Origin of the sequence: Moorena sp. SIO4E2, from assembly GCF_010671945.1 — a bacterium.
Classification (GTDB): Bacteria; Cyanobacteriota; Cyanobacteriia; order Cyanobacteriales; family Coleofasciculaceae; genus Moorena; species Moorena producens.
Map to the genome: position 1 here is coordinate 1 of NZ_JAAHIE010001233.1, position 1376 is coordinate 1376.

1 protein-coding gene and 1 pseudogene are annotated in these 1376 nt (G+C 41.6%); both read left to right on the plus strand.

The window, feature by feature from the left end:
* The first annotated feature begins 383 nt into the window (after positions 1–383).
* Positions 384–947 carry a hypothetical protein gene (locus F6K37_RS42490; protein ID WP_287257229.1) on the plus strand — a complete coding sequence of 188 codons (564 nt, stop codon included), beginning with the start codon at positions 384–386 and terminating at the stop codon, positions 945–947.
* A gap of 68 nt (positions 948–1015) precedes the next feature.
* Positions 1016–1376: pseudogene (locus tag F6K37_RS42495) on the plus strand (IS66 family transposase); the annotation flags it as partial.

Below are 1376 nucleotides of genomic sequence, written 5' to 3' on the forward strand. Positions count from 1 at the left end.
TTCCTGAACTACTGCTGACTTTTTCAGCTGGTCACCCACCAGGAGGTATTGACTCAAACTATTACTCTGACTAATTTGTCAGTTTTACTGAGATCTAGTCTACCGTACTTTTAAAAGAGCCGCACCCAATTCAAATTAGGATAAGGTTTACCTTATGAATAAGGTTTAAAGTTATAGCCCTAAAAATAAAGTAATTATGAATACGGATTTTGTACAAAATTTATTTATACAAAAAATCTACATTAAAAATACATTTTAACCTTTATTTAAACCTGATTAAAAACACTATTTTTGTAACTTCTCAATAACCGCTGTGGGGTGAAAAAGATAGGTATAGAGTTAGCCCCCTTGTCAAGAGTGCATAAATCTGGTTAAACAAAGGTATGCTTGAAAACTCTGTGCAAGTAAAAAATGAGCAACTCAGCGACCTTCATGAGGTCGATGAGCTGCGTGCGCTTGTCAGACAACAGGCTGAAACGATAGCAGAATTAGCCAAGCACAATCAAGAGTTAAGCAAGCGCATCCGTGAATTGGAGGAAGAGTTACGAGCGAAAAAGAAACTGAATAAAAAGCCCCAACTGAGTGCGAGTAAGCTCAATGAAGGGAAGCATCTAGAACTTAAGCAAAGGAAAGGTAAACGTCCGGGTTCAGTCAAAGGTCGTAAGAAAGATAGCTTCGTGGTGGACACCGAATGGAAAATAGAACCCTCTCAACTGCCAGTTGGGGCAAAATTCAATGGATACCGAGAATATTTGTTCCACGAACTTCGCATAGAACGAAATAACATCCGCTTCTTGTTAGCCGAATATGTGTTACCAGATGGAGGAGTAATCAGTGGTCAATTACCGCCAGAGTATCAGCAATTCTGGACATTATGGCCCGCAACTAGTGGGATATATCTTGCACCAGTACTATCACAATCGAGTGACGCAACCAAAGATTCATGAGCAGCTACTGGAATGGGGTATCGAGATATCGGTCGGTCAAATCAATTCATACCTCAGGGCAAAGATAGATGTGTTTCACACTCTCTCAGGCATCGGTTTTAGGGGCAGGATTAAAATGCTCAGAGTATGTTCACACGGATGATACCGGAGCACGACACAGTGGGAAAAATGGGTATTGCACGGTGATTGGTAATGAATGGTTTACTTTCTTTGCGAGCACCCCCCGCAAGACTCGACGCAACTTCTTATCAGTATTACAAGGCAATGCCCCGATTTATGTACTCAATCAGGATGCCCACCAATATTTAGCTTCCTATCAGTTAGCCGACAAGCATATGAACCGATTGAGCTTTGGTTCAACGGTGCTAGGGAATAGCCCTGAGCAATGGCAGGACTATTTAGAGTCGATTGGCATTGTGCAGACCAAAG

Coding starts and splice junctions, on each gene's coding strand:
- F6K37_RS42490 (WP_287257229.1), top strand. CDS start 384: ATGCTTGAAAACTCTGTGCAAGTAAAAAATGAGCAACTCAGCGACCTT.